Genomic DNA, 24,595 nt, shown 5'->3' with positions numbered 1-24,595 from the left:
GCCGGGAGAGGAAAGGCCGATGCGTACGACACGCGACATCCGCACGGCGGTGGTGAAGCCGATCAGCGCCGACCTCATGGAGGACGCCGGCACCGGCCTCGACTACGGCGCCCGGCCCGACCGCCTGCCGGGCCTGATCACCCCCATCGACCGCTTCTTCGTCCGCAACCACGCCCCGACCCCCCGCGTCGACCCGAAGACCTGGACGCTGCGCGTGGAGGGCGGCGGCGTGCGCCGGACCATCGACTACACCTACGACGACCTGTGGCGCCGGTTCCCGCTCGTGTCCGTCGTCCGCACCCTGGAGTGCGCGGGCAACCGGCGCGCCCTGTTCGGCGCCGAGCACGGCCACCGGTTCGAGGGCGTGCAGTGGCACCGCGGCGCCATCGGCACGGCCGAGTGGACCGGGATTCCGCTGCGCGACCTGCTCGAACCCGCCGGCCTCACGGACGCCGCCGTCGAGGTGATGCCGGAAGGGCTCGACGAGGCGCGCGGACGCCGCCCGATGCCCCTCGCCAAGGCCCTCGCCCCCGACACCCTGCTCGCGCTCGCCCTGAACGGCGAGATCCTGCCGCCCGACCACGGCTTTCCGGCCCGCGTGGTGGTCTCCGGCTGGCTCGGCGCGGCGAGCATCAAGTGGGTGGGCCGGATCGAGGTGTCCGACCGGCCGCTGAGCGTGCCGTGGAACACCGACGACTACGTGATCGTCGGCCCCGGACGTCCGGCCGTGCCGATCACCTCCACGCCGGTAGCGAGCCTGGTCGAGCTGCCCTGGCCCGCGCGGCTGCACCCAGGACCGCAGACGATCCGCGGCCGGGCGTACGCCGGGGAGGACCGGGTGACCGCCGTCGACTACCGGATCGACGACGGCCCCTGGCGGCCCGCCGTCCTCGACGGGCCCGGCCTCGCGGGCGTCTGGACCCGCTGGCGGTTCACCTGGGACCCCGCCCCCGGCGCCCATGTCGTACGGGTGCGGGCCACCGACGAGCACGGCCGCACCCAGCCCGAGGTCACCCCCATGAACGACCTCGGCTACTGCCACACCTCGGTGCTCCCCCACCCCGTCCTGGTCGCCTAGGGAACGAGGACGACCTTGCCCGTGGTGGCGCGGGTCTCCAGCGCGGCGTGCGCGGCGGCGGCGTCCTTGAGCGGGAAGCTCTGCACCAGCGGGACCAGCTCACCCGACCCCGCGGCGGCCAGCGCCCGCTCCTCCAGACCCCGCAGGCCGCCCGGCCGCTTCAGCACCCGCGGGCCGATCCCCACCGCCGCGGTGATGCCGCGCTGGTAGAGGTCCTCCGTGGTCAGCGCGGTCGGGCCGCCCTCGGCGTCCGACCAGCCGAACAGCACGATCCTGCCGCCGACGCCGAGCAGCTCCAGCGTCGCCCGTCCGATGGTCCCGCCGACGCCGTCGAGCGCCAGCGTGACCTCCCGGTCGCCGAGGAGCGCCCGCACCTCGTCGGGCCAGCCGGGAGCGGTGTAGTCCACGGCGTGGTGCGCGCCCAGCTCCCGCACCCGGCTCACCTTGGCCGGGCCGCCGGCGAGCCCCACGACCGTGGCGCCGGCCCGCACCCCCGCCTGCACCAGTAGGTTGCCGATGCCCCCGGCGGCCGCCGTCACCACCATGACGTCGTCCGCCCGGATCTCCGCGACGTCGAGGATGCCCATCGTGGTCCGGCCGGTGCCGATCATCGCCACCGCCTCGCCGTACCCCAGGCCGTCCGGGATCTCGTGGATCGCCGCGGCGTCCCGTACGGCCAGCTCGGCGTATCCGCCGGGCACCATGCCGAGGTGGGTCACGACCCGCCTGCCGATCAGGCCCGGATCGACCTCTGGGCCGACGGCGTCGACGACCCCGGCGACCTCACGGCCGGGAATCGTGGGCAAATCAGGGACGGGGATCGGGCCGCCTCCGTACTTCCCGGCCCGCAACACGGTGTCGACGAGGTGCACCCCCGCCGCCCGTACGGCCACGCGCACCTGGCCGGGCCCGGGCTCGGGATCCTCGGCCTCCTCGTAGACGAGATTCTCGGCGGGGCCGAAAGCGTGCAATCTGATCGCGTACATGCGTCCGTTATAGGTTTCCCGGCCGCGTCTCCACATCGGGCGCTGGTCCTAGGTCTCCCGGCGTGAGCCGATCGGCGAGCTCGCTGTCACGCTCTTCCCGACCGCCGAGCTGCCGCTGCCCGTGGCGTGTCTCGCTTTCGCGCACGGAAATCCGGCGAAAAAGTGGAGTCACAGAGTTATGGCGTTCTTCGTTGGGTTTTCCCTCGGAGACCCTTATGCTCGCACCAAGTCCTCTTTACTACCATGAGTGAGGAGACATTGCGTGGCTGATGACGCGCCGCCACCCGGTATCGATGCGGGCGTCCCCAATCCCGCACGCATGTACAACTATTTCCTCGGCGGAAAGGACAACTTCGCGGCAGATCGGGAAGCCGCGGAGCGGATCATGAAGGTCGCGCCCGAGGCCCCCGCGCTGGCCCGCCGCAACCGCGCGTTCCTGCGCCGGGCCGTACGCCATCTGGTTGCCGAGGCAGGGATCCGGCAGTTCGTGGACATCGGCACCGGGCTGCCGACCGAGGGCAGCGTCCACGAGGTGGCGCACGAGATGGACCCCGGCGTCCGGGTGGCGTACGTGGACAACGACCCGGTGGTGCTCGCGCACTCCCAGGCGCTGTTGTCGGGCACCACCGCCACCACCGTCACCGTGCACGGGGACCTGCGGCGTCCCGAGGAGATCCTCGCCGACCCGGAGCTGCGGTCGCTGATCGACGTCTCGGAGCCGGTCGCCATCCTGCTCGTGGCCGTGGTGCACTTCCTGACCGACGACGACAAACCGGCCGAGCTCGTCGCCCGCCTGCGGGAGTGCGTCGCCCCGGGAAGCCACCTCGTGCTGTCGCACGTCACGGACGAGGAACGGGCGGGCGACGCCCGCGAGGGGGCGGCCGTCTACCGGCAGGCCAGCAGTGGTGTCACGCTGCGGAGCCGCGAGCAGATCCACGAGCTGTTCGGCGGCTTCCGGCTCATCGAGCCGGGCCTCGTGCCGCTGGACGAGTGGCGGCCCGACGACGAGAACCTGCTCGCCCGCCAGGCCGGCCGCCACCTGCCCACGTGGTTCCTCTGCGGGGTCGGCCGCACGCCCTGAAAAGGCCGTGAATATTGTGTTACGTCCTGCGTGTACCTATTTCTTCCTTTAGGGGCAATACGCCAGGCTATGCGACATGCTCAAACGCACCAGGTTGTTCGGGCAGAAGACCCGCGTCACCTTCGCCCTGCCCATTGACGAGCCCTCCGGGACGGTCAGCGTCGTGGGCGACTTCAACGACTGGCTGCCCGGCCGCCACGAACTGCTGCCGCGCAGGAACGGCACCCGCACCGTGTCGGTGATCCTCCCGCCCGGCGCGCACCGGTTCCGCTACCTCGCCACGGGCGGCGTGTGGTTCGACGACGACAGCGCCGATCAGGTGGACGAGCAGGGCAGCGTGCTGCACCTCTGACTCTCACGCCGGGTTGGCGGCCACGGCCCGTCTGGCCCGGTCGCGTACGGCGGTGCCGAGGAAGACCACCCCGAACACCAGGCCCACGAACAGGGCGATGGAGGCCCCGGTCGCGACGTTCCACCGTGTGGAGACCCACACACCCGCCAGGGCGCACGCGATCCCGATCCCGGCGGCGAGCGGGAACAGCGGCGCGAGCCTGTCGGTGATCAGGCGGGCGGTCGCGGCCGGGCCCACGATCAGCGCCACGGCGAGGATCGTCCCCAGCGCGGGCACGGTGGCGACGACGGTCACCTCCACGACGGCGAGCAGCGCGAAGTCGAGCAGCACGAGGGGCAGCCCGAGCGCCGCCGCCCCCACCGGGTCGAACGCCGCGAGCAGCAGTTCCTTGCCCACCAGGACGAGCACGAGCAGCACGCCCGCGGCGACGGCGGTGGTCGCCACCAGGTCGCCCGCGCCGACGGCGAGGACGTCGCCCACCGTGTAGGCCGCCAGGTCCTTGGTGAAGCCGTCCTGCGACGACACCAGCACCACGCCGAGCGCGAAGCCGCCCGACAGCGCGATGCCGGTGGCCGTGGTGAAGTCCTGCCCGCGGCCCCGGCCGAACGCCAGGACGGCGGCGACCACCAGCAGCCCGAACAGCCCGCCGCCGAGGTAGAGGTTCACCCCGAGCAGGGCGGCGACGACGATGCCGGGGAACGTCGCGTGCGTGAGTGCCATCGTGAAGAACGGCAGCCGCCGCGCGATCACGAAGACGCCGACCACCCCGCCCAGCGCGCCGACCAGGACGGCCTCTGCGAGGGCCCGGTGGACGGTGGAGTCGAGCCAGCTCACGCCGCCCTACCTTCTTGAGTGCGAGCGCGCTCCGGTTGGTGTAGAAGATCGGGGTGTGCGAACGAGGCAGGGATGGCTCTCACGCTGGCTGCCCTCGATGGCAAGGGAGGCTCGGCCCCCTGCCTCGTCGCTTCTCCTTGACCGCTGATTAGGCACTGCGATTGATCGCTATGTAGGGCATGGACGGCGAGGAGAGGCTGCATGGCAGTGACGGGAGAGGAAGGAGTGGCATGGCCGTCGCTGTAGGTATCGACGTTTCCAAGGAGTTCCACTGGGCCGAGATCAAGGTCGCTGAGACCGGGAAGGTGCTGCTCAGCCGCCGCTTCGACAACGCCCCCGGTGCCATTGGCGAGCTGATCGAGCACATCACCGTCGCGCAGGCCGAGCACGGCCCGGCCACTGTCGGGATCGACGTGCTGGGTGGTATCGCCGGCCTGCTGGAGGCGATGCTGCTGCACGCGGGCCTTGCCGTGGTCCATGTGCCGGGGATGGCGGTCAACCGGGCACGGCGCGCCACCGTGGGCGGGGAGCGCAAGAGCGACCCCAAGGACGCCCGCGTGATCGCCGATCAGGTGCGCATGCGCGATGACCTGCGACCAGTGCAGCCGGGCCGGGAACTGGACGCCGAACTGCGGCTGCTGGTCGGCCGGCGTGCGGAGCTGGTCACCGACGCCACCCGGCGGGCCGCCCGCCTGCGGGATCTGCTCACCTCGATCCACCCCGGCCTGGAGCGAGTGGTCGATGTCACCGGCAAGCTCGGTCTCCACCTGCTGACCCGCTTTGTCACTCCGGCCGAGATCCGCGACGCCGGGCTGGAGGACGTACTGGCCCATCTGCGCCAGGTGCGGCATGTGAAGGCGTCGATGGTCCGAGCGCTGGCCGAGGCGGCGATCGACGCCGCGGCAGCCCAGCACATCGCCGTCCCCGGGCAGACGGTGGCTGCGGACATCATCCGCGACCTGGCGGCCGAAGCGCTGGCCGGACGTGAACGGCTGGCCCAGCTCGATGCGCGCATCCAGGAGGTGCTGGCGCGCCACCCTGATGCGGCCCTCATCCTCAGCCTGCCGGGGATGGGGGCGACCCTGACTGCGGAGTTCCTCGCCGAAACCGGCGGCATTGCCCGATTCGCCAGCCCCGACCAGCTCGCCTCGGCCGCGGGCCTGGCCCCGGTGCTCAAGCAGTCGGGCAAGGTCCGCTACTTGCAGCGCGCCACGGCAGGCAACAAGGCCCTCAAGCGGGTCTTCTACCAGTCGGCCTTCATCGCTATCAGCTGCGACCCGGCCAGCCGGGCCTTCTACGACCGCAAACGCGCCGCAGGCAAACGGCATCACCAGGCCCTCATCGCCCTGGCCCGCCGCCGTGTCAACGTCCTGCACGCGATTCTGCGGCACAGGAGGCCGTACGACCCTAGCCATGTCCGGGCTGCGGTGGCTTGACAAAAGCATTAGGCAGCCTCCAGGACCGACCTGCGACGGGCCCGGCTCAGGCCCGCCTTCCTGCGGACGTACGCCACGGCGTGGGCCAGGCCGTACATCGCCACCAGCACGAGCACCACGGTCGCGCCGGAGGCGAGCCTGATGCCATACCCGACCGACGCCTCGTAGCTCACGACCAGCCCCAGCCACCCGGCGCCCGCGCCGACGAGACAGGCCAGCGGCACGATGACCGCGAGCCGGTCCGACAGGCTGCGCGCCGCCGCGGCCGGCACGATGAGCAACGCGATCACGAGGATCGTGCCGACCGCCTTCACGGCGGCCACGACCACCAGCGCGACCGCGACATTCAGCACCAGGTCGAGCAGTCCGACGCGTACGCCGGCCGCCTGGGCGCCCTCGGGGTCGAAGGCCCGCAGCAGCAGCGGCCGCCGCAGCACCGCCAGCAACGCCACGACCACGACCGTCACGACGGCGGTCTGCGCGAGCTGCGCCTCGCTGACCGTCAGCACCCGCCCGAACAGGAACGCGGTGAGGTCGGAGGTGAAGCCGGTCTGCCGCGACACGATCACGACGCCGACCGCGAACAGCGTGGTCAGCAGCATGGCGAGGGCGGCGTCCTCGCTCACCCTGCGGCGCCGGGTGAGCAGCGTGAGCAGGACGGCCGTGACGACCCCGGCGGCCAGCGCGCCCCAGAAGATGCCGCCGTCACCGGCCATGAGGTGGCCGATGACGACGCCGGGGAAGACGGTGTGCGTCAGGGTGTCGCTGACGAACGCGAGCCGGCGCAGCAGCACCAGCACGCCGACCGTGCCCGCGAGCAGGCCGAGGACGACCAGTTCGATCAGCGCCCGCGCCATGAAGGGCAGCTGGAACGGCTCGAAGAACATCATGTCTGGGTCACGATCACGCGGTCGCCGCGCAGTTCGAGCGCGTGCCCGCCGTACGTCGCGCGCAGCCGCTCGGGCGTCAGCACGTCGCCGGTCGGGCCGAAGCCGAACTGGTGCCGGTTGAGCAGGCACACCTCGTCACAGGCGAGGTGGGCGATGGCGAGGTCGTGGGTGCTGACGACGACCGAGGCGCCCTGCGCCTTGAGCGAGCCGATCGCCTCCAGCAACGCGTGCTGGCTGACCGCGTCGACGCCGTTGAACGGCTCGTCGAGCAGCAGCATCCGCGGCTTGGCGGCGATGGCCCTGGCCAGCAGCACCCGCTGGCGCTGCCCGCCCGACAGCGTGCCGAACCGGTCGCGGGCCCGCCCGGCCAGCCCGACCCGCTCCAGGGCGTCGGCCACCTCGGCCCGGTCGTCGGCGGAGGGGCGGCGCAGCCAGCCGATCCGCCGATATCGGCCCATCATCACCACCTGCTCGACCGACACCGGGAAGTCCGGGTCGAGCGTGTCGGCCTGCGGCACGTAGGCGACGTCGCGGCGGGCCTGCGCCGGGGGCCTGCCCAGCACCTCGATCCTGCCGCGTACGACCGGCACCAGGCCGAGCAGCGCCTTGATGAACGTGGACTTGCCGGCGCCGTTCGGGCCGATCAGCGCCACGGCCTCGCCCTCGTGGACGACGCCGTTCAGTTCTTCCAGCACCGGGACGTCGCCGTAGGCCACGCTCGCCCGGTCGAGCACCAGGGTCGGCGCGCGCTCACTCATGCGGCGGTCCCCCTCAACGCGTTGACGATGGTGTCGGTATTGTGCTCCTCCATCTGCAGGTAGGTCGCACCGGCCGACCCTTCGGGGCCCAGCGAGTCGCCGTACAGGGCGTCCTCCCCGGCCACGACCGTCACCCCGGCCTCGCGCCCGATCGCCTCGGCCGTCTTGGGCGGCAGCGACGCCTCCGAGAAGACGGCGGCCACCCCGGTCTCCCTGATCTTGGCGACGAGGTCGGACACCTGCTTGGCGGACAGCTCCGCCGAGGTGTCGAAGCTCGGAATGATCGAGCCGACGAAGGTCAGCTTGTAACGGTCGAGGTAGTAGCCGAAGGCGTCATGGTTGGTCACCAGCTTGCGCCGGTCGGGCGGGATGGAGTCGATCTTCCTGGCGATCTCGCCGTCGAGCGCGTCCAGCTTCGCGTCGTACGCCGCCTGGTTGGCCTGGTAGACCGCGGCGTCACCCGGATCGGCGGCGGCGAACCCCTTCTCGATCGTGGCGACCATCGTCTTGGCGTTGAGGGGGTCGTGCCAGATGTGCGGGTCGCCGTCGCGGATCTGCACGCCCTGGGAGGCGTCGACCACGGGCCCGTCGAAACCGGCGGCCGAGATCGTCTCGTCGAGCCATTTCTCCAGGCCCACGCCGTTCTTGACCAGCACGTCGGCCTCGGCGATGGCCCGCATGTCCGCCGGGGACGGCTCGTAGTCGTGGGGATCGACGTTCGGCCTGAGCAGTTGGTGGACGCTCACCCGGTCGCCGCCGACGTTGCGGGCGAAGTCGGCCACCTGCGTGGTGGTCGCGACCACTCTCAGCGGCCGGGCCGGATCGGAAGAGGACGCGGACGTGTCCTCGCCGCCGCAGCCGCCCGCGGACAGGGCGAACAGCACGATCAGCGCGGCGGACGACAACCTACGGGCGAGCGGCGAGAGCACGACGAATCCTCAAGTCGGCATATCAAAGTCGGCACGGGAAACATCCCCCCCAAATGTCCCGCAAATGAAAATCATTGTCAACTTGGGCACTTGGGACCCGCCGCCATAGACACGTACGGCTCCCGCGCCGAGACGCGGGAGCCGTACGAGAGATGGAGAGAGACGGAGGAACCGTCAGACCTGGCCGGCCTTCTCCAGAGCCGTGCAGCAGGTGTCGACGATCAGGCGGGTGACGACGTAGGGGTCGACGTTGGCGTTGGGGCGACGGTCCTCGATGTAGCCCTTCTTCTCCACCTCGACCTGCCACGGGATGCGGACCGAGGCGCCGCGGTCGGAGACGCCGTAGCTGAACTTGTCCCACGGAGCGGTCTCGTGGTGGCCGGTCAGGCGGTCCTCGATGCCGTGGCCGTAGTTCTTGACGTGCTCCATGGCGTTGTCGGCCAGGGCCTCGCAGGCCGTGATGATCGGCTCGTAGCCCTCACGCATGGCCTTCGTGGAGAAGTTGGTGTGCGCGCCCGCGCCGTTCCAGTCGCCCTTCACCGGCTTCGGGTCGAGCGTGGCGGCGACGTCGAACTCCTCGGCGGTCCGATAGAGCAGCCAGCGGGCGACCCACATGTGGTCGCCGACCTCCAGCGGGCCCCCCGGGCCCACCTGGAACTCCCACTGGCCGGGCATGACCTCGGCGTTGATGCCGGAGATCTTCAGGCCGGCGGCCAGGCAGCGGTCGAGGTGCAGCTCGACGATCTCGCGGCCGAACACCTCGTCGGCGCCGACACCGCAGTAGTAGCCGCCCTGCGGAGCGGGGAAGCCGCCCAGCGGGAAGCCGAGCGGGCGGCCCTCCTTGAAGAAGGTGTACTCCTGCTCGATGCCGAACCACGAGTCCTGCTCGGCGAAGCGCTCGGCCACCTCGACCAGCGCGGCGCGGGTGTTCGTCGCGTGCGGGGTCAGGTCGGTGTGCAGGACCTCGCACAGGACCAGCACGTTGTCACCGCCGCGGATCGGGTCGGGGCAGGTGAAGACCGGCTTGAGCACCAGGTCGGAGGAGTGACCGGTGGCCTGGTTGGTGCTGGACCCGTCGAAGCCCCACACCGGCGGCTCGGCGCCGTCGGCAAGAACCTTGGTCTTGGACCGGAGCTTCGCGGTCGGCTCCGTGCCGTCGATCCAGATGTACTCGGCCTTGTAGGTCACGTCGATCCCTTTCGAACGAGGCGGCCTGGCGTTCGTCCGCCACGCTCGACAGTGCCGTTTTGGCATTTCGTAACCTTTGCCCGTTTGTAACCAGAGTGTTAACGCGCATTCTTTGCCTTGACAGTGCGATGAGTAGCTGTTGTGCCCCTGACACATGAACGCCGCTCTCTTGGGCAGTCGGATGGGCGTCAACCAATCGCAACCGCACCGGGAGTGAGCGCAGATGGTCTTATTGGGCCTGCTTCTGGTCCTGATCGCGGCGGCGGCCGTGATCGAGGTGTCGGTGAACGACACCGCGAACACCCTGCCGATCACGGTCCTGGACCGCACGTTCAACCTCAGCCCGTTCGAGCTGTTCATCGCCGGCGTCGTGACCGCCGCCGTGTTCGTCGTCGGCCTGCTGCTCATCACCGGCGGCATGCGCCGCGCCGCCGTGAAGCGCCGCCGGCAGCGTGAGGCGCGCCTGGCGGAGCGGGACCGCGTGTCCCGCCTGGAGGCCGAGAAGCGCGACCTGGAGCGCCGCCTGGAGACGTCCCCCAAGACCGACCGGGATGGCGACGGCGTCGACGACCGGGCCGAGCGCGCCGAGCGTCCCACCGCGCCGCACGACCGCGTGTCGGTGCCCGCTCAGCAGTCGTCCCGCGACCAGCTGGTGGCCGGCGGGCGTCACGCGACCGACGACCACCGCGCCTGATCTGTCCATACCGGGGCACGCTGGGGCATGACGGGGTGGCACTCGCCCGTCCGGTCACGACCGGACGGGCTCGGGGGTCCGCCCGGGAGCCGACTCCGGAAGCCGCGCCCTGGGCACGTCCCGCCCCTGCGCGCGGGCCAGCTCCGCGAAGGTGATCGCGTTGCGTACGGCGGCGCCGCCGGGGTCGTTGTTGAAGTAGACGTAGGCGTCCGTCACGTCCCCCAGGCGGTCCACCCAGTGGCTCAGCGCGCGCCGGCCATAGTTCGGCCAGGGCTCCGCCGCTCCCTCGTGGAAGCGCAGGTAGACCCAGCCGGCCGTACGCCACAGAGGACCGGCGGGCCGGCCGAGCCGGTCCGCCCAGCACAACGCGGCCCCATACTCGGTCAGCAGCGAGCGGATCTCGTCGGTCCACCACGAGGCGTGCCGCGGCTCGACGGCGACCCGTACGGCACGCGGAAACCGCGCCAGGCAGGCCCGCAGCCGCCCGGCGTCCACCTGCAGGGTCGGCGGCAGTTGCAGCAGGATGGGGCCCAGCTTCGGGCCGAGGCCCTCGGCCACGCCCATCAGCCGCTCGACCGGCTCCTCAGGGTCCTTCAGCCGTTTGATGTGCGTCAGGAAGCGGCTGGCCTTGACCGCCATGACGAAGTCGGGCGGCGTACGCTCCCGCCACGACTCGAACGTCTCCCGCTTCGGCAGCCGATAGAAGGCGTTGTTGTTCTCGACCGTGGCGAAGATCTCGCCGTACCTCTCCAGCCACAGCCGCTGGGGCACACCGCCGTAGACGAGGTCGCGCCAGTCGGCGTACTGCCACCCCGAGGTTCCCACCAGCACGGGCATGTCCGTCCCCTACCCACCGGACCGCATAGATCGCAGTTATCGGGGCACGCGACGTCAAGAACGAGCAAAAGAGGGGAGCATCGAATGATCCAGGACAAGACGATCGCGTTCCTCGTCGCCCCGGAGGGGGTCGAGCAGGTCGAGCTCACCGAGCCGTGGAAGGCCGTCCAGCAGGCGGGCGGCACGCCGAGGCTGGTCTCGGTGGAACGCGGGGAGATCCAGGCGTTCCATCACCTCGACAAGGCCGACACCTTCCCCGTGGACACCGTGGCAGGGGAGGTCTCCGCCGCCGACTTCGACGGCCTGGTCCTCCCGGGAGGGGTCGCCAACCCCGACTTCCTGCGTCTTCGGCCCGAAGCCGTACGGTTCGTCAAGGAGTTCTTCGAGGCGGGCAAGCCGGTAGCGGCGATCTGCCACGCGCCGTGGATCCTCGTGGAGGCCGACGTGGTGCGCGGGCGCACGCTGACCTCGTGGCCCAGCCTCCGGACCGACCTGCGCAACGCGGGGGCGACCTGGGTGGACCAGGAGGTCGTGGTCTGCACGGCCGGTCCCAACACGCTGGTGACCAGCCGTAAGCCGGACGATCTGAAGGCCTTCTGCCAGGCCGCCGTGGACGCGTTCGGCGCCTGATTTCGGCACCTGAGTTCGGCGTCTGAGGCAGGGCTTTCCCGGGCGGATCAGGCTCTGTCATGCTTTCCGGGTGCGATCCCGCGGACTTACGGCATGACCGAGGTTTTCACGCTCGGAGAGGCATTGGGCGTCGTCTCCGGCGACCGGCTCCGGCATGACATGACCATCCGTCTCGACGTGGAGGGGCCCGAGCTGACCACGGCGGTCGGCCTTGCCCGGCTCGGCCACACGGTGAGCTGGCTGGGCCGGGTCAGCTCCGACGAACTCGGCATGCGCACGCTGACCGTGCTGCGCGGCGAGGGCGTCGACGTCTCCCACGTACGGGTGGACGAGACGGCGGCGACCGGGCTGATCCTGCGCCAGCGGCGCATCGGCCGTTCGTCGCATGCCGTCCACTACCGCGAGGGCTCGGCCGGGTCACACCTGTCGACCGGCGACGTGCCCGGCGAGGCCGTCCAGTCGGCACGGATTCTGCACGTCACCGGCGTCACCCTCGGGCTGAGCGGCCTCGCGTGGAGCGCCGTCCACCACGCCGTCAAAATCGCCAAGGACGCCGGCGTGCTCGTCTCCGTGGACGTCAACCACCGCGCGAACCTGTGGGAGAGCGTGGAGGACGCCCGGCAGGGGCTCACCGAGCTCGCCGCCTCGGCCGACGTGCTCTTCGCCACCCAGGACGAGCTCATGCTCGTGGAGCCCGCCCTCGCGTCCAGGCCCGAGCTGGTCGTGACCCGGGGCGCCAAGGGTGCCAGCGCCACCGTCGAGGGCCTGCGCTACGACACCCAGGCCGCCCCCGTGACCTCCGTCGACCCCTCCGAGGTCGGCGGCGCGTTCGTCGCCGGCTACCTCAGCGCGATCCTGGACGGCCTGCACCCGGCGGACCGCCTCAAGCGCGGCATCTCGGTGGCCGCCTTCGCGGTCGCCAGCCACAGCTCCTGGCAGGGCCTCCCCACCCGCGGCGAACTCCCCCCGTGACCAGGGCGGTCCCCTCAATCTGTGATCCCAGGAGATTCCTAGTTGATCTTGAACTAGCCCCGGAGACGCGAAAGAATTAATACAAGCTTTCGAATCTCTTGTTGGGGGGTGCCATGGATCTGTTCGACATCGATCCCGAGCACTCCCGTCATTCGAACACGCCTGACGACGGCTGGTGGGACCGTCTGATCGCCAATTCGCCGCTGTGGTCGTCCGACGGCTCATCCGCCCGCGAGCCCTTCCCGATCATCAACTTCGGGCCCCGGCAGCCCGCCAACGCGCCCAGCACCGAGACCACGAGCGGCCCAGGGGCGGACGTCTCGGGCACCGATCCCGACAACGCGGGTAGCGATGGTGCGGATCCCAGGCGTAGGGACGCCGCCGGTGCGAATGCCGCTGGCATGGACGGCGCTGGCGCGAACGCCGCGTGTTGGACCGCCGACAGTGCGGGATCCGACGCGGGTGCCGCCCGTGGAGCTGCCGACGGTGCGAATGCCGCTGGCACATACGGCGCTGGCGCGAACGCCGCGTGTTGGACCGCCGACAGCGCGGGATCTGACGCGCGTGCCGCCTGTGGGGTTGCCGATCGTGCGGCTGCCGCCGGTGCGAATGTGGGTGGCACGAACGGCGCTGGCGCGAATGCCGCGCGTGGAGCTGCCGACGGTGCAGATACCACTGGCCCGGACGCTGCTGGCACAAACGGCACTGGCGCGGGCGGCTCTGGCGCGAATGGCACTGGCGCGGCCGGCCCGGGTGCGGGTGCGGGTGCGGGTGCTTCCGAGGGTGTGGGCGGTCGTGGTCAGGGCCAGCGCCGTGTGCGGTCGTCGTGGGTGGTGGTGGGGTCGGTTCGTGAGGTGGCCCAAGAGCTGGCGCTGACCCCGCTTCCCGACGACGTGGACATGTGCCTGGCCGAGGCGGAGGAGTTGCTGTTCGCCCGGGATCGGATCACCAGCGCCCTGGCCGACCGCGTCGGCCGGGTCCACCGTGCGGGACAGGCCAGGCAGCATGGCCATGCCTCCACCCGGTGCTGGTTGCGCACGAGTGGGGGGATGACGGTGGGTGGTGCGGGCCGCCTGCTCACGTTGGGGGCGGAGCTGCCGCGCCTCCCCAAGGTGCGGGAGAAGTTCGCTGCGGGTGAGTTGGCGGCGGGGGTGGTGGAGGCCATCTGCGCCGCTGTGGCCGGGCTATCGGATGAGCAGGCCGGCCTGGCGGAGCCGATCTTGGTGGACCTGGCCGGCAAAGCGGGGGCGGCGGAGGTCGCCAAGGCCGGCCGCCATCTGCGGGCGGTGCTGGACCCTGATGGGGATGAGCGGGATGAGCGGGCCGATTACGGGCGGCGGTTCCTGCGGGTCCGCCCGGGCAAGGGCGGCGGCGTGGAAGGGGAGTTCTACCTGCCGCGTGAGGCCGGCGCCCGGTTGATGGCGTTGTTGCAGGCGTACGCCAAGCTGAGGGCACAGGGGGATGACCGCCCGCTGACGGTACGTCAGGCCGACGCGCTGATCGCCCTGCTGGAGCAGAAGATCGTCACCGAGCTCCTCGTCGTGGTCAGCGCCGAATCCCTCCCCACCGACCCCGAAACCACCGACCCCACCGACCCCACCGACGACAACCCATACCCCGCCGACCCGGCCACCGACGACGACGTCAGCGACCACTTCGCAGACCTCGACGACAGCACCCCCAGCGACTACGTCCCCGACCCTGCCGGAACCACTGACGAGCCGAGCCAGGCCCAGAACACCGCCGACCACGTCGAAGACGCGTGGCATGCCGAGGGCTTCGGGGACGGCCAGGACGACACGAGTGACCCAGCGGCCGCCGACGCCGACGACACCGGAGGCACCGACGCCCCCCACCAGGCCGACGACGCCGTCTCCGACGTGATAGGCGACCCCGGTGCTGCGGGCGGCACCGACGCCCCCGACGCCGCGGACGGGCTCGACAGTGCCGAGACTGAAGCTGAGGCCGAGGCAGGTACCGGTGCGGGAAGCGACGCCCGTGAATGCGAACCGCCCGGCACCGCAAGCACCGCCTCTCCCGACGGCGACGGAGATTCCCACACAGCACCTTCGGACACAGCGCCTTCGGAGGCGGTGCAGCCGGATCCTCCTCCCGAGGACGCCTCCGCACGTCACACCCACGCCGGGCATCGGCCTGCGGGGGACTGCCGGCATGGCCAGGGCACGCCGGGAGCGCTGGGAACGGCACTGGGATCGTCGCTGCGTGCGTCGTTGGGGATGGTGCCGCCGGGGTTGTTGCTGGCGACCGGGCAGGTGCTGCCCGTCTCCAGCGTGCACCGCCTCGCCCGCACCTCGACTCTGGTGCGGATCGTCATGAACGCCGACGGGCAGGTCCTCGACATGGGCCGCAAGGTCCGCCTGGCGACTCCTGCCCAGCGCCGGGCCATCTTCGCCCGGTACGCCACCTGCTGGATCGACGGCTGCCCCCTCCCGGCGACCATGTGCCAGATCGACCACGCCGACAACTGGAGCACCGGCGGCCTCACGGACCTGAAGCTCCTCGGTCCGGCCTGCCAGTTCCACAACCGCGACCGCTACCAGCACCCCGACCGCTACACCCGCCGCAACGTCGGCGAAGACCGCTGGGCCTTCACCTACCACCGCCTCGGACGAGCCCGACGACTACGAGAATGACCGCCCAGCGCTCCGGCGGGATCGAGGGAGCGGAGCGGAAGGGAGCGAGGACCGCAGCGAAGGCCCAGCGGAGCGGGCTTCGCGAGGACCGGAGGTTCCTTCTGGCGCAGTGACCGGGGCCAAGCTTTGTCCGCTTAACCGGGGCCACGTGTCTGTCCTGCGCATGACCAACCCCCGGTCTGCCCCTTCCATACCCGGCCACGGTCTGTCCCGCGCATAACCAGCGCCATGGGCCCCGGCCCGAGGTCCGTTCCGTCCGCTTAGTGCCAGGGCTCGGCCTTGATACGGAGGCCGTCCGGGTCATAGAGGGGCTCTCGGACGACGGTGGCGCCCACGCCGCGGCCGTTGACACCGATCTCCACGCGCCCGCCACTCTCCACGCCGCCAGGCTGCACGCCGCCGGGCTCCACGCTGCCGGGCTCCACGCTGCCGAGTTCCACTTCCAGGGGAAGGTACGCGTACGCGATCGAGCGGCCGACTCGGTGGCCGAAACCGCCGCTGGTGACGCGGGAGACGGGACGGCCGTCCAGCCGGACGGGCTCGCCGCCCAGGCAGACGTCACGATCGTCGTCGAGCACGAGGCAGCGCAACGCCGTACGGGGGCGTGGCAGGGCGGCCCGGCGCTCCGGGCGGACGGCGAAGGCGAGCCCGGCCTCCAGAGGGGTGGTCTCGGGTGTGATGTCGAGACCCCAGACCCGATAGCCCTTCTCAAGACGCAGTGAGTCGAGCGCGCGGTAGCCCGCGGGCCGCATGCCGTGCGGGCGGCCCGCGTCCATGAGGGAGTCCCACAACGTCAGCCCGTATTCGGACGGGCAGTAGAGCTCCCAGCCGAACTCGCCCACGAAAGTGACCCGCTGGGCGAGCACGGGGACGTGCCCCACGCTGATCTCGGCGGCCCGCAGGTAGCCGAAGGTCAGATCGTCGTCCGTGAGCGACGCCAGGATGTCGTACGCCCGGGGCCCCCATAGGCAGTAGCAGGCGTAGGCGGAGGTGACGTCGGTGACCGCGAGCCCGTGACGGCGCAGCAGGGCGGCGTCGTGAGGCCCGAACGCGGTGCCGGTGACGAGGCGGAACCGGTCCTTCGAGAGCCGGGTCACGGTCACGTCCGCCTCGATGCCGCCGCGTGCGTTGAGCAGTTGGGTGTAGACGACCGAGCCGTCCACGCGGTCCAGGGTGTTGCCCGCGAGCCGCTCCAGGTCGGCGACGGATCCGGATATTTCCAGCTTGACGAAGGACGACTGGTCGAACAGCCCGGCGGCGTCCCGCGTCGCCAGGCACTCCTCACGGATCGCCGGAGACCAGACCCGGCCCGCCCAGCCCCTCGGCCGCGCCCCGCCCCCACCCGTAGCGCCCGAATCCAAAGCGCCCGAATCCGAAGCGCCCGAATCGGAAGCGCCCGAATCGGAAGCAGCGTCGGACGGATACCAGTTGACCCGCTCCCAGCCGGCCTTCTCGCCGAAGGACGCGCCCAGCGCCTCATGCCGCACCCAGGCGGGCGAACGGCGCAGCGGCCGGGCGGCGGTGCGTTCCTCGCCGGGATAGACGATGTCGTAGTACTTGCTGTAGGAGTCCAGGGCCCTGGCGCGGGCCCAGCGGGCCGAACGGGCGTAGGAGCCGAAACGACGCACGTCCATGCCGAAGACGTCATATTCGGGAGCGCCCTCGACGATCCACTCGGCCATGACCTTGCCGACACCTCCGGCGGCGGCCAGGCCGTGGACGCAGAAACCGGCCGCCACCCATAGCCCGGCGACCTCGGTCTCCCCCAGCAGGAACTCCCCGTCGGGCGTGAACGCCTCCGGCCCGTGGACGACCTTGCGGAACGCCGCCGGGTCGTCGCCGTCCCCGACCGCCTTCAGTGAAGGCACCCGCCGGACCGCCGATTCCCACGACTCGCGGAACTTCGGCATGTCGGGCGCGAAGAGGGTGCGCGGCTCGGACAGCGGCCGGGCGGCGTCCCAGATCTGCGGGCTCCTGATATAGCCGCCGACGAGGATGCCGCCGTCCTCCTCGCGGAAATACACGATGTTGTCCGGGTCGCGGACGGTCGGCGTGTCCGCCGGGACGCCGGACGGCGGGGTCACGACGTATTGGTGCTTGATCGGCACGATCGGGATGTCGGCCCCGGCCATCCGGCCGATCACTCCGGCCGCCGCCCCCGCCGCGTTCACGACGGTCTCGGTGCGCACGACGTGCTCACCACCCTCACCGCGAAGGCGTACGGCAACGACGCGGCCGTCGTGGACGTCGACGCCGGTGACCTCGACGCCGGTGAAGATCCGTACGCCGAGCCTGCGGGCGCCCTCGGCCAGGGCGTGACCGAGCCGGGCCGGGTCGAGCCAGCCGTCGCCGGGCAGCCACAGCGATCCGAGGACGTCGCCCACCTCCAGCAGTGGCAGCCGGTCGAGCGTGCCCCGGGGGTCGAGCAGCTCCAGGTCGAGCCCGTACGTCTCGGCGGCCCCGGCCTGGCGCAGCAGTTCCTCCATGCGCTCGGGGGTGGTGGCCAGGCGCAGGCCGCCCACGCCGTGCCAGCCGGGGTCGAGCCCGGTCAGCTCGCGCAGCTCGGGGTAGAGACCGGCCGAATACATGATCATTCTGGTCTGCGTGACGGTGGACCTGAGCTGGCCGACGAAGCCGGCGGAGTGCCAGGTCGTGCCCTCGGTGAGGTCGTGCCGCTCGACCAGGATCACGTCGGTCCAGCCGAGCCTGGCGAGGTGATAGGCGACGCTGCATCCGGCCACTCCGCCGCCGATGACGACGGCGCGGGCGTCTACTGGAAGTTGCGACATCGGTACCGTCCTGTAACACCCGGCCCAGAAAATCTGATCAATGGTCTGAAGGTAGACCAAAAGGAGCCGGGCATGCCAGATCCCGTCGCAGACGCAATGGATCTCGTCACGGCCTGGGCCGGGCGGCCACTGACCTTCACGACGATCAAGGGCGGGCTCAGCCACCACATCGCCAGGGTCGACAGCGAGGACGGCGACCGCTGGCTGCTACGGGTGCTCGACCCGCGCATCTCCGAGACCGGCCTCGGCATCCCGCTCGACCAGGAGATCGCCAACACGGTCGCCGCCGCGGCGTCCGGGGTCGGCCCCCGGGTCGTCCACGTGCTGCCGGGCGTCCTCCTCCTGGAGTGGATCGATGGGGTCACCCTCGACGCCCCGGCCGTGGCCGCGCGGATCGAGGAGGTGGCGGTCGCCTGCCGCCGGCTGCACGCCGGCCCGCGCTTCGGCAACGACTTCTCGATCTTCGACAAGCTCCGGGAGTTCGTGACGCGCTGCCGGGCCCACGGCCTGGCCCTTCCCGCCGGGTATGAGGACGCGCTGCCGGTCGTGGCCGACATCGAGGCGGCGCTGGCCCGGCGCCCGCTCCCCGCGGTCCCCTGCCATAACGATCTGCTGGCCGAGAACCTGATCGCCACCGGCGACGGCGTCCGGATCGTCGACTACCAGCTCTCCGGCAACAACGACCCCTGTTTCGAGCTCGGGGACATCGCCGCCGAATCCGATTTCGACCCCGACCAGGTCGTACGGCTCACGCGGGCCTATTTCGGCGACGACGAGCATTTCCCCCGGGTGCGGCTGAACCTCATCATGTCCAACCTCACCTGGACGCTCTGGTTCGTCATCCACGAGGGGCTGGTCCACAACACGGCCCTGCCCGGGTTCGACTACTCCGCCGAGGCCGCCGACAAGTTCGCACAAGCCGTACGCGACCTCGGGGATCCCAGCTTCGGACGCCTGCTCGACGGCGTCCGAGAACTCCGCACCAGTAGTTAAGAGGAGGCCTCAGTGGCGCAAGCCCTCGACGACGACGCCAAACGACTAGCGGAACTCGGTTACAAGCAGGAACTGGCCCGCACCTGGAGCGGGTTCTCCAACTTCGCGATCTCCTTCTCGATCATCTCGATCCTGGCGGGATGTTTCACCACCTTCAGCCAGGCGTGGAACAACGGCGGGCCTCTGGCGATCTCCATCGGCTGGCCGCTGATCTCGGCGTTCATCCTGATCATCGGGTTCTGCATGGCGGAGCTGGTCTCCGCGTACCCCACGGCGGGCGGCATCTACTGGTGGGCGGCCAAGCTGGGCGGGCCCGTCCACGGCTGGTTCACCGGCTGGCTCAACCTGATCGGCCTGATCGCGGTGACCGCGTCGGTCGACTACGGCTGCGCGACGTTCCTGAACATCACGATCGGCCGGTTCAGCGACTCGTGGGCGAACGGCAACGCGCTGCACCAGACCTTCCTGTTGTTCGCGATCGTCCTGGTGCTCCACGCGTTGATCAACATTTTCAGCCACCGCCTGATCTCCGTGCTGCAGAACGTCTCGGTGTGGTGGCACGTGTTCGGCGCGGCGGCGGTCGTGCTGATCCTGATCTTCGGCCCGTCGAAGCACCAGGACGTGGGCTTCCTGTTCGAGACGTTCAACAACTCCGGCTTCGGCAACGGCGACGGCGGCCCGACGTTCTGGCTGTACGTGCTACCGCTGGGCTTCCTGCTCACGCAGTACACGATCACCGGCTTCGACGCCTGCGCCCACGTGTCGGAGGAGACCCACGGCGCGGCCCGCACGGCGGCCAAGGGCCTGTGGCAGTCGATTTTCTACTCGGCGATCGGCGGCTGGATCCTGCTGCTGTCGTTCCTGTTCGCGGCCACGAACGTGGACGCCGTCAACGCCGAGGGCGGCTTCGTCGGGGCCATCTTCACCTCGTCGCTGTCGTCCACGCTCGCCACCGTCATCTTCGGCATCTCCACCATCGGGCAGTTCTTCTGCGGCATGAGCTGCGTGACCTCGATGTCGCGGATGACGTACGCGTTCTCCCGGGACGGCGCGGTGCCGGGCTGGCGGCTGTGGTCGAAGGTCGACCGCAACCGCACACCGGTCAACGCCATCATCGGCGGGTGCGGGGTCGCGCTGCTGATCACGCTGCCCGCGCTCTACGCGCCGGAAGGCACGACGACCCCGGTGGCGTTCCTCGCCGTGGTGTCCATCGCGGTGATCGGGCTCTACCTCGCGTTCCTCATCCCGATCTGGCTGCGCCTGCGCGCGGGCGACTCCTTCCAGCCCGGACCATGGACCCTCGGCCCCAAATACAAGGCGTTGTCCTGGATCGCGGTGATCGAGATCGCGATCATCTCGATCTACTTCGTGCTGCCGATCGCCCCGTCGGGCGTCCCGGGCAACAAGGACTTCACCTGGACGTCGGTGAACTACGCCCCCATCGCCGTGGGGGCCGTGCTCATCGGCATCGCCCTGTGGTGGCACCTGTCGGCCAAGCACTGGTTCGCCGGGCCCCGCCGTACGGTCGACGACGCGGGCGACCGCGAAACGGTCGGGTAACCCCTCAGGAGGCCTCGAACGCCGCCGCGACGACTCGGCGGGTCTCCTCCATGGAGGCCCGTCCGAGCTCGCGGGCGATCGAGGTCATCTCCACGTCGGGCATGCCGCACGGGACCGCGAGATCCCACGGCGTGAGGTCGCCGTCCACGTTGAGCGCGAAGCCGTGGCTGGTGACCGACCGGCTCGACCGCATGCCGATCGAGACGATCTTCCGGCCGGTGTCCCGGGTCCAGACGCCCGTGAGCAGCTCCGATCCGGGCGGGGTGTCGCGCCGCTCGGCCGGGACGCCGAGCTTCGCCAGCGCCTCGACCAGCCGCAGCTCGACCTCGCGGATGTAGTCGACCACACCTTCACCGGTCCGCAGCTTCACGATGAGATAGCCGACGAGCTGCCCGGGCCCGTGATAGGTGAGCTGGCCGCCGCGGCCGGTCGGCACCACGGGGATGCCGGCCGACGGGTCGGGCAGATGCGTCTCCAGCGTCCGCTTGCCGATCGTGAAGACCGGCGGATGGCTGAGCAGCCACAGTGTGTCGGGCCGCGCGTCGTCCTGCCGCTCCGCCACCAGCGCGTCCATGCGCTCCATGGCCTTCTCGTAATCGACCAGCTCGTCCTGGACCAGGGTCAGGGGCCGTTGCCGCATCATCGCTCACCTCTTTCGATGTGAGCATAAACGCGGCCGGATGGCCCCGTGCTTCCTACCTGTGCCCGTACGAGTAGTGGTAGTCCGTGGAGGCGGGAGCCTTGGGGAACAGCACCCACATGATGAGGTAGGCCACGAACTGCGGGCCCGGCAGCAGGCAGGACAGCAGGAACAGCGCCCGCACGACCGTCGGCGACATGCCGTACCGGTCCGCGATCCCCCCGCAGACGCCGGCGATGATCCTGTGCTGTCTCGATCGGTACATCGATCGGCTCCTTTCGTCATCCGGTCCAACGGACGGCGTAGAAGCACCCGTTCCACGAGGAACCCTGAGAAAACCCCGATCCCGACCCTGAGACGACAGAGATTCAGTGCTGCCAGGGCGCGCCCGGCACGACCAGCGGGCCGCCCGTGACCGGATCCGGCACGACGACGGAGGCGAGCCCGAAGACCTCCTGGACCAGGTCGGCGGTGATGACGTCGCCGGGCGCGCCCTGGGCGACGATCCGTCCCGCCTTCATGGCGACGATGTGGTCGGCGTATCGGGCGGCCTGGTTGAGGTCGTGCAGGACGACGACCACGGTCCGGCCACGCTCCCGGTTGAGCTGCCGCACCAGGTCGAGCACCTCCACCTGGTGGGCGATGTCGAGATAGGTCGTCGGCTCGTCGAGCAGCAGGAGGTCGGTGTCCTGGGCGAGGGCCATCGCGATCCAGGCCCGCTGCCGCTGGCCGCCGGACAGCTCGTCGACCGGCCGCTCCGCGAGATCGCCGGTCTCGGTGCGGTCCATCGCCTCGGTGACGGCCTTCTCGTCCGCCTCCGTCCACTGCTGCCACCACTTGTGGTGGGGCTGCCGCCCGCGGGTGACGAGTTCGGAGACCGTGATCCCCTCCGGCGGCACGGGGGTCTGCGGCAGCAGCCCGATCTCCCGGGCGACGCGTTTGGTGGGGATGCGGGCCAGCTCGGTGCCGTCCAGCAGCACCGAGCCGCGCCGCGGCTTGAGCAGCCGGCCCAGCGCGCGCAGGAGGGTGGACTTGCCGCACGCGTTGGGCCCGATGATGACGGTGACCTGCCCGTCCGGGATCTCCAGGTCGAGGCCGTCGACGACCGTACGGTCCTCGTACGTGAGCACGAGCCCCTCGGCCCTCAGGCGGTTGCCGGTCATGCTGTCGCCGGTCATGCGGTGCCTATCATGTCGTGCCTCCGGAACGGCTGCGGGTGCGGACGATCAGCCACATCAGATAGGGAGCGCCCACCACCGCGGTGAACACGCCGACCGGCAGCTCGATCGGGGAGAACAGCTTGCGGGCCAGCAGATCCGCGATGGTCACGATCAGGGCGCCGGTCAGCGCGGAGCCGAGCAGGGGGATCTGCGCGGTGCGCGACAGGCGGCGGGCGATCTGCGGGGCGAGCAGCGCGACGAAGTCGACCGGTCCCGCCGCGGCCGTCGCCACCGACGCCAGGACGACGCCGAGGACGATCAGGCCCAGGCGGACCCGGCCGAGCCGTACGCCGAGAGCGGTCGCGGTGTCGTCGTCGAACGACACCGAGCGCTGGGCCCGGGCCGCCCAGAGCAGCGCCGGCGTCAGCACGAGCAGGATCGAGGCGAGCGGCGCGGCGTGATCGTAGCCGCGGCCGTTGAGCGACCCGGTGAGCCAGACCTTGGCCTGCTGGGCCACCAGGAAGTCGCCCTTGGTGAGGAACAACTGCGTCAGGGAGCCGAGGGCCACCGAGATGCCGATGCCGATGAGCACGAAGCGCGAGGCGTGCAGGCCCCTGCGCCAGGCGAAGACGTAGACCAGCGCGGCGGCGGCCAGGCCCCCGACGATCGAGATGTACGGCAGGGTGTCGTACGCCGCGACGCCGAAGGTCATCGCGGCGACGGTCGCCGCGCCCGCGCCCTGGGTCACGCCGATCACGTCCGGGCTGGCGAGCGGGTTGCGGGCCACGGTCTGGACGAAGGACCCGGCGAGGCCGAAGGCGGCGCCGGCGAGCAGGCCGACCGCGAGGCGGGGCATCCGCAGCGTGCCGACCACGAACGCGTCCGGGCTCGGCTGCCCCCACAGCACCCGGAGGACCTCCGCGGGGCTGACGAACGACTCGCCGACGCACAGGTAGGCCACGGCGGCCAGCGCGAGCGCCGCGCCGAGCAGGACGGCGACGAGGGCCGCCCTGCGATGCAGCAGGAAGCTCCCCCGCCCCACCCGCAGGACGGCGAAGCCCACGGGGCGCGTCATGCCGCCACCACCGCTTTCCTGCGTACGAGGGCGATCAGGAACGGCACGCCGAGCAGCGCGGTCATGACCGCCACCGGCACCTCCGAGGGCGGGAAGACGATGCGGCCGATGACGTCGGCGACCAGGAGCATCACGGGACCGAGCAGGGCCGCCGCGGGCAGCACCCAGCGGTGGTCGGTGCCCACGATGGCCCGCGCGATGTGCGGAACGGCCAGGCCGGTGAAGGCGATCGGGCCGGCGGCGGCGACCGCGACGCCGGTCAGGACGGTGGCGCCGAGACCTCCGAGGATCCGCAGCAGGGGGACGTTGTGGCCGAGCCCCTTGGCGACGTCCTCGCCGAGGGCGAGCGCGTCGAGCCCCCGGGCCATCGCGAGGACCAGCAGCAGCCCCGCGAGGAGGAACGGCCAGGTCTGACCGGCGACCTCGGCGCTCCGGCCGCTGAGCGAGCCGACGTGCCAGAACCGGAACTCGTCGAGGGCCTGGGCGTCGGTCGTGGTGATGCCGGAGACCAGGGAGGCGAGCAGGGCGTTCATCGCGGTGCCGGCCAGGGCGAGCTTGACCGGGGTGGCGCCGCCGCGCCCGCCGCTGGCGATGACGTAGACGGCGACCGCCGCGATCCCCGCGCCCGCGAAGGCGAACCACACATAGCCGGTCAGCGAGTGCACTCCGAGGAACGCGATCGCGCACACCACGCCCACCGAGGCGCCCTGGCTGACGCCCAGGATGCCGGGCTCGGCGATGGGGTTGCGGGTGATGCCCTGCATGACCGTGCCGGCCACGGCGAGGGCGACGCCGGCCATCACCCCGATGAGGGTGCGGGGCACCCGCAGCGACCGTACGACCTGGGCGTCGCCGCTGCCGCCGCCGTGCGTCAGGGCGTCGATCACCACGCTCGGCGCGATCTGGCGGCTGCCCACCGCGAGGCTGAGCAGCACGGCGAGGACCAGCAGCGCGGCGAGGGCCAGCAGGATCGCGCCCCCGGCGGTCGGGCCGACACGGTGTGAGGTGGCACGACGTCGGGCGCGGCGGCGAGTGGCACGGGACATTCGTTCGCTTTCT

General features: G+C 71.0%; 24 protein-coding genes. 11 read left to right on the top strand and 13 right to left on the bottom strand.

The features are described from left to right. Nucleotides 1-19: 19 nt before the first annotated feature. Nucleotides 20-1,078 carry a sulfite oxidase gene (locus OHB01_RS14685; protein WP_142651971.1) on the top strand — a complete coding sequence of 353 codons (1,059 nt, stop codon included), beginning with the start codon at nucleotides 20-22 and terminating at the stop codon, nucleotides 1,076-1,078. On the opposite strand, the gene OHB01_RS14680 is transcribed toward OHB01_RS14685, so the two are convergent. Next, nucleotides 1,075-2,064, bottom strand: a complete 990-nt coding sequence (locus OHB01_RS14680; RefSeq protein ID WP_142651972.1) for a zinc-binding dehydrogenase — start codon at nucleotides 2,062-2,064, stop codon at nucleotides 1,075-1,077. The two genes, OHB01_RS14685 and OHB01_RS14680, sit on opposite strands and share 4 nt — an antisense overlap. 262 nt (nucleotides 2,065-2,326) lie before the next feature. Between OHB01_RS14680 and OHB01_RS14675 the strand changes: the two genes are divergently transcribed. Continuing rightward, nucleotides 2,327-3,145, top strand: a complete 819-nt coding sequence (locus OHB01_RS14675; RefSeq protein WP_221890025.1) for an SAM-dependent methyltransferase — start codon at nucleotides 2,327-2,329, stop codon at nucleotides 3,143-3,145. A gap of 76 nt (nucleotides 3,146-3,221) precedes the next feature. Further along, nucleotides 3,222-3,497 carry an isoamylase early set domain-containing protein gene (locus OHB01_RS14670; protein ID WP_142651973.1) on the top strand — a complete coding sequence of 92 codons (276 nt, stop codon included), beginning with the start codon at nucleotides 3,222-3,224 and terminating at the stop codon, nucleotides 3,495-3,497. Nucleotides 3,498-3,500: 3 nt separating this feature from the next. Here the strand turns inward: OHB01_RS14670 and OHB01_RS14665 are convergent, their stop codons facing one another. Further along, nucleotides 3,501-4,331 (bottom strand): metal ABC transporter permease, encoded by an 831-nt coding sequence (locus OHB01_RS14665; protein ID WP_142651974.1) that lies wholly within the window; start codon nucleotides 4,329-4,331, stop codon nucleotides 3,501-3,503. Between the two features lie 179 nt (nucleotides 4,332-4,510). Between OHB01_RS14665 and OHB01_RS14660 the strand changes: the two genes are divergently transcribed. Then, on the top strand, nucleotides 4,511-5,767 hold the full coding sequence (locus OHB01_RS14660) for an IS110 family transposase (protein WP_328854055.1): 1,257 nt from the start codon (nucleotides 4,511-4,513) through the stop codon (nucleotides 5,765-5,767). 8 nt (nucleotides 5,768-5,775) lie between these two features. Here OHB01_RS14660 and OHB01_RS14655 read toward each other — a convergent pair whose 3' ends face one another. The 4 genes from OHB01_RS14655 to glnII form a co-directional block, all read right to left on the bottom strand. Further along, on the bottom strand, nucleotides 5,776-6,657 hold the full coding sequence (locus tag OHB01_RS14655; RefSeq protein WP_142651975.1) for a metal ABC transporter permease: 882 nt from the start codon (nucleotides 6,655-6,657) through the stop codon (nucleotides 5,776-5,778). After that, nucleotides 6,654-7,415, bottom strand: a complete 762-nt coding sequence (locus OHB01_RS14650) for a metal ABC transporter ATP-binding protein (protein ID WP_142651976.1) — start codon at nucleotides 7,413-7,415, stop codon at nucleotides 6,654-6,656. Before OHB01_RS14650 ends, OHB01_RS14655 begins: the two co-directional genes overlap by 4 nt. Continuing rightward, nucleotides 7,412-8,344, bottom strand: coding sequence for a metal ABC transporter substrate-binding protein (locus tag OHB01_RS14645; protein WP_142651977.1), 933 nt, complete (start codon nucleotides 8,342-8,344; stop codon nucleotides 7,412-7,414). The genes OHB01_RS14650 and OHB01_RS14645 overlap by 4 nt, the downstream gene beginning before the upstream one ends. A 174-nt stretch (nucleotides 8,345-8,518) precedes the next feature. Further along, on the bottom strand, nucleotides 8,519-9,532 hold the full coding sequence (gene glnII, locus OHB01_RS14640) for a glutamine synthetase (RefSeq protein WP_142651978.1): 1,014 nt from the start codon (nucleotides 9,530-9,532) through the stop codon (nucleotides 8,519-8,521). Nucleotides 9,533-9,755: 223 nt separating this feature from the next. Here glnII and OHB01_RS14635 point away from each other — a divergent pair, with 223 nt between their 5' ends. Beyond that, a complete protein-coding gene (locus OHB01_RS14635) occupies nucleotides 9,756-10,226 on the top strand; it encodes a hypothetical protein (RefSeq protein ID WP_142651979.1) in 471 nt (156 codons plus the stop codon). Nucleotides 10,227-10,280: 54 nt separating this feature from the next. On the opposite strand, the gene OHB01_RS14630 is transcribed toward OHB01_RS14635, so the two are convergent. Then, nucleotides 10,281-11,063, bottom strand: coding sequence for a DUF72 domain-containing protein (locus OHB01_RS14630; protein ID WP_142651980.1), 783 nt, complete (start codon nucleotides 11,061-11,063; stop codon nucleotides 10,281-10,283). 84 nt (nucleotides 11,064-11,147) lie between these two features. Between OHB01_RS14630 and OHB01_RS14625 the strand changes: the two genes are divergently transcribed. From OHB01_RS14625 to OHB01_RS14610, 4 genes are all read left to right on the top strand, one after another. Then, complete coding sequence (locus OHB01_RS14625; RefSeq protein ID WP_142651981.1) at nucleotides 11,148-11,693, top strand: type 1 glutamine amidotransferase domain-containing protein; 546 nt, start codon at nucleotides 11,148-11,150, stop codon at nucleotides 11,691-11,693. A 93-nt stretch (nucleotides 11,694-11,786) separates the two neighbouring features. Further along, on the top strand, nucleotides 11,787-12,665 hold the full coding sequence (locus OHB01_RS14620) for a sugar kinase (protein WP_142651982.1): 879 nt from the start codon (nucleotides 11,787-11,789) through the stop codon (nucleotides 12,663-12,665). A 573-nt stretch (nucleotides 12,666-13,238) separates the two neighbouring features. Continuing rightward, nucleotides 13,239-13,541, top strand: a complete 303-nt coding sequence (locus OHB01_RS14615; protein WP_328708460.1) for a hypothetical protein — start codon at nucleotides 13,239-13,241, stop codon at nucleotides 13,539-13,541. After that, on the top strand, nucleotides 13,520-15,319 hold the full coding sequence (locus tag OHB01_RS14610) for an HNH endonuclease signature motif containing protein (protein WP_328708461.1): 1,800 nt from the start codon (nucleotides 13,520-13,522) through the stop codon (nucleotides 15,317-15,319). Before OHB01_RS14615 ends, OHB01_RS14610 begins: the two co-directional genes overlap by 22 nt. Nucleotides 15,320-15,579: 260 nt before the next feature. Here the strand turns inward: OHB01_RS14610 and OHB01_RS14605 are convergent, their stop codons facing one another. Further along, nucleotides 15,580-18,108, bottom strand: coding sequence for a GcvT family protein (locus tag OHB01_RS14605; protein ID WP_328855518.1), 2,529 nt, complete (start codon nucleotides 18,106-18,108; stop codon nucleotides 15,580-15,582). Between the two features lie 72 nt (nucleotides 18,109-18,180). On the opposite strand from OHB01_RS14605, the gene OHB01_RS14600 reads away from it, so the two are divergent. Further along, nucleotides 18,181-19,101, top strand: coding sequence for a choline/ethanolamine kinase family protein (locus OHB01_RS14600; RefSeq protein WP_328855517.1), 921 nt, complete (start codon nucleotides 18,181-18,183; stop codon nucleotides 19,099-19,101). Nucleotides 19,102-19,113: 12 nt separating this feature from the next. Continuing rightward, complete coding sequence (locus tag OHB01_RS14595) at nucleotides 19,114-20,661, top strand: amino acid permease (protein WP_142651291.1); 1,548 nt, start codon at nucleotides 19,114-19,116, stop codon at nucleotides 20,659-20,661. A gap of 4 nt (nucleotides 20,662-20,665) precedes the next feature. On the opposite strand, the gene lipB is transcribed toward OHB01_RS14595, so the two are convergent. The 5 genes from lipB to OHB01_RS14570 form a co-directional block, all read right to left on the bottom strand. Then, nucleotides 20,666-21,304 carry a lipoyl(octanoyl) transferase LipB gene (gene lipB / locus OHB01_RS14590; protein WP_142651292.1) on the bottom strand — a complete coding sequence of 213 codons (639 nt, stop codon included), beginning with the start codon at nucleotides 21,302-21,304 and terminating at the stop codon, nucleotides 20,666-20,668. A 52-nt stretch (nucleotides 21,305-21,356) separates the two neighbouring features. Then, nucleotides 21,357-21,566 (bottom strand): PspC domain-containing protein, encoded by a 210-nt coding sequence (locus tag OHB01_RS14585; protein WP_142651293.1) that lies wholly within the window; start codon nucleotides 21,564-21,566, stop codon nucleotides 21,357-21,359. 103 nt (nucleotides 21,567-21,669) lie between these two features. After that, nucleotides 21,670-22,479: an ABC transporter ATP-binding protein gene (locus OHB01_RS14580; protein WP_142651294.1), complete on the bottom strand. Its 810-nt coding sequence runs from the start codon at nucleotides 22,477-22,479 to the stop codon at nucleotides 21,670-21,672. Nucleotides 22,480-22,489: 10 nt separating this feature from the next. After that, a complete protein-coding gene (locus tag OHB01_RS14575; protein ID WP_147942716.1) occupies nucleotides 22,490-23,536 on the bottom strand; it encodes a FecCD family ABC transporter permease in 1,047 nt (348 codons plus the stop codon). Beyond that, the gene (locus OHB01_RS14570; protein WP_147942715.1) at nucleotides 23,533-24,582 is read right to left on the bottom strand and encodes a FecCD family ABC transporter permease; all 1,050 of its coding nucleotides are present in this window, start codon (nucleotides 24,580-24,582) and stop codon (nucleotides 23,533-23,535) included. The genes OHB01_RS14575 and OHB01_RS14570 overlap by 4 nt, the downstream gene beginning before the upstream one ends. Between the last annotated feature and the right edge of the window lie 13 nt (nucleotides 24,583-24,595).

The sequence above is a fragment of the Microbispora hainanensis genome (genome assembly GCF_036186745.1).
GTDB lineage: Bacteria > Actinomycetota > Actinomycetes > Streptosporangiales > Streptosporangiaceae > Microbispora.
The sequence above is the reverse complement of the archived record's forward strand: the minus strand, read 5'-3'. Positions and strand labels throughout refer to the sequence as shown.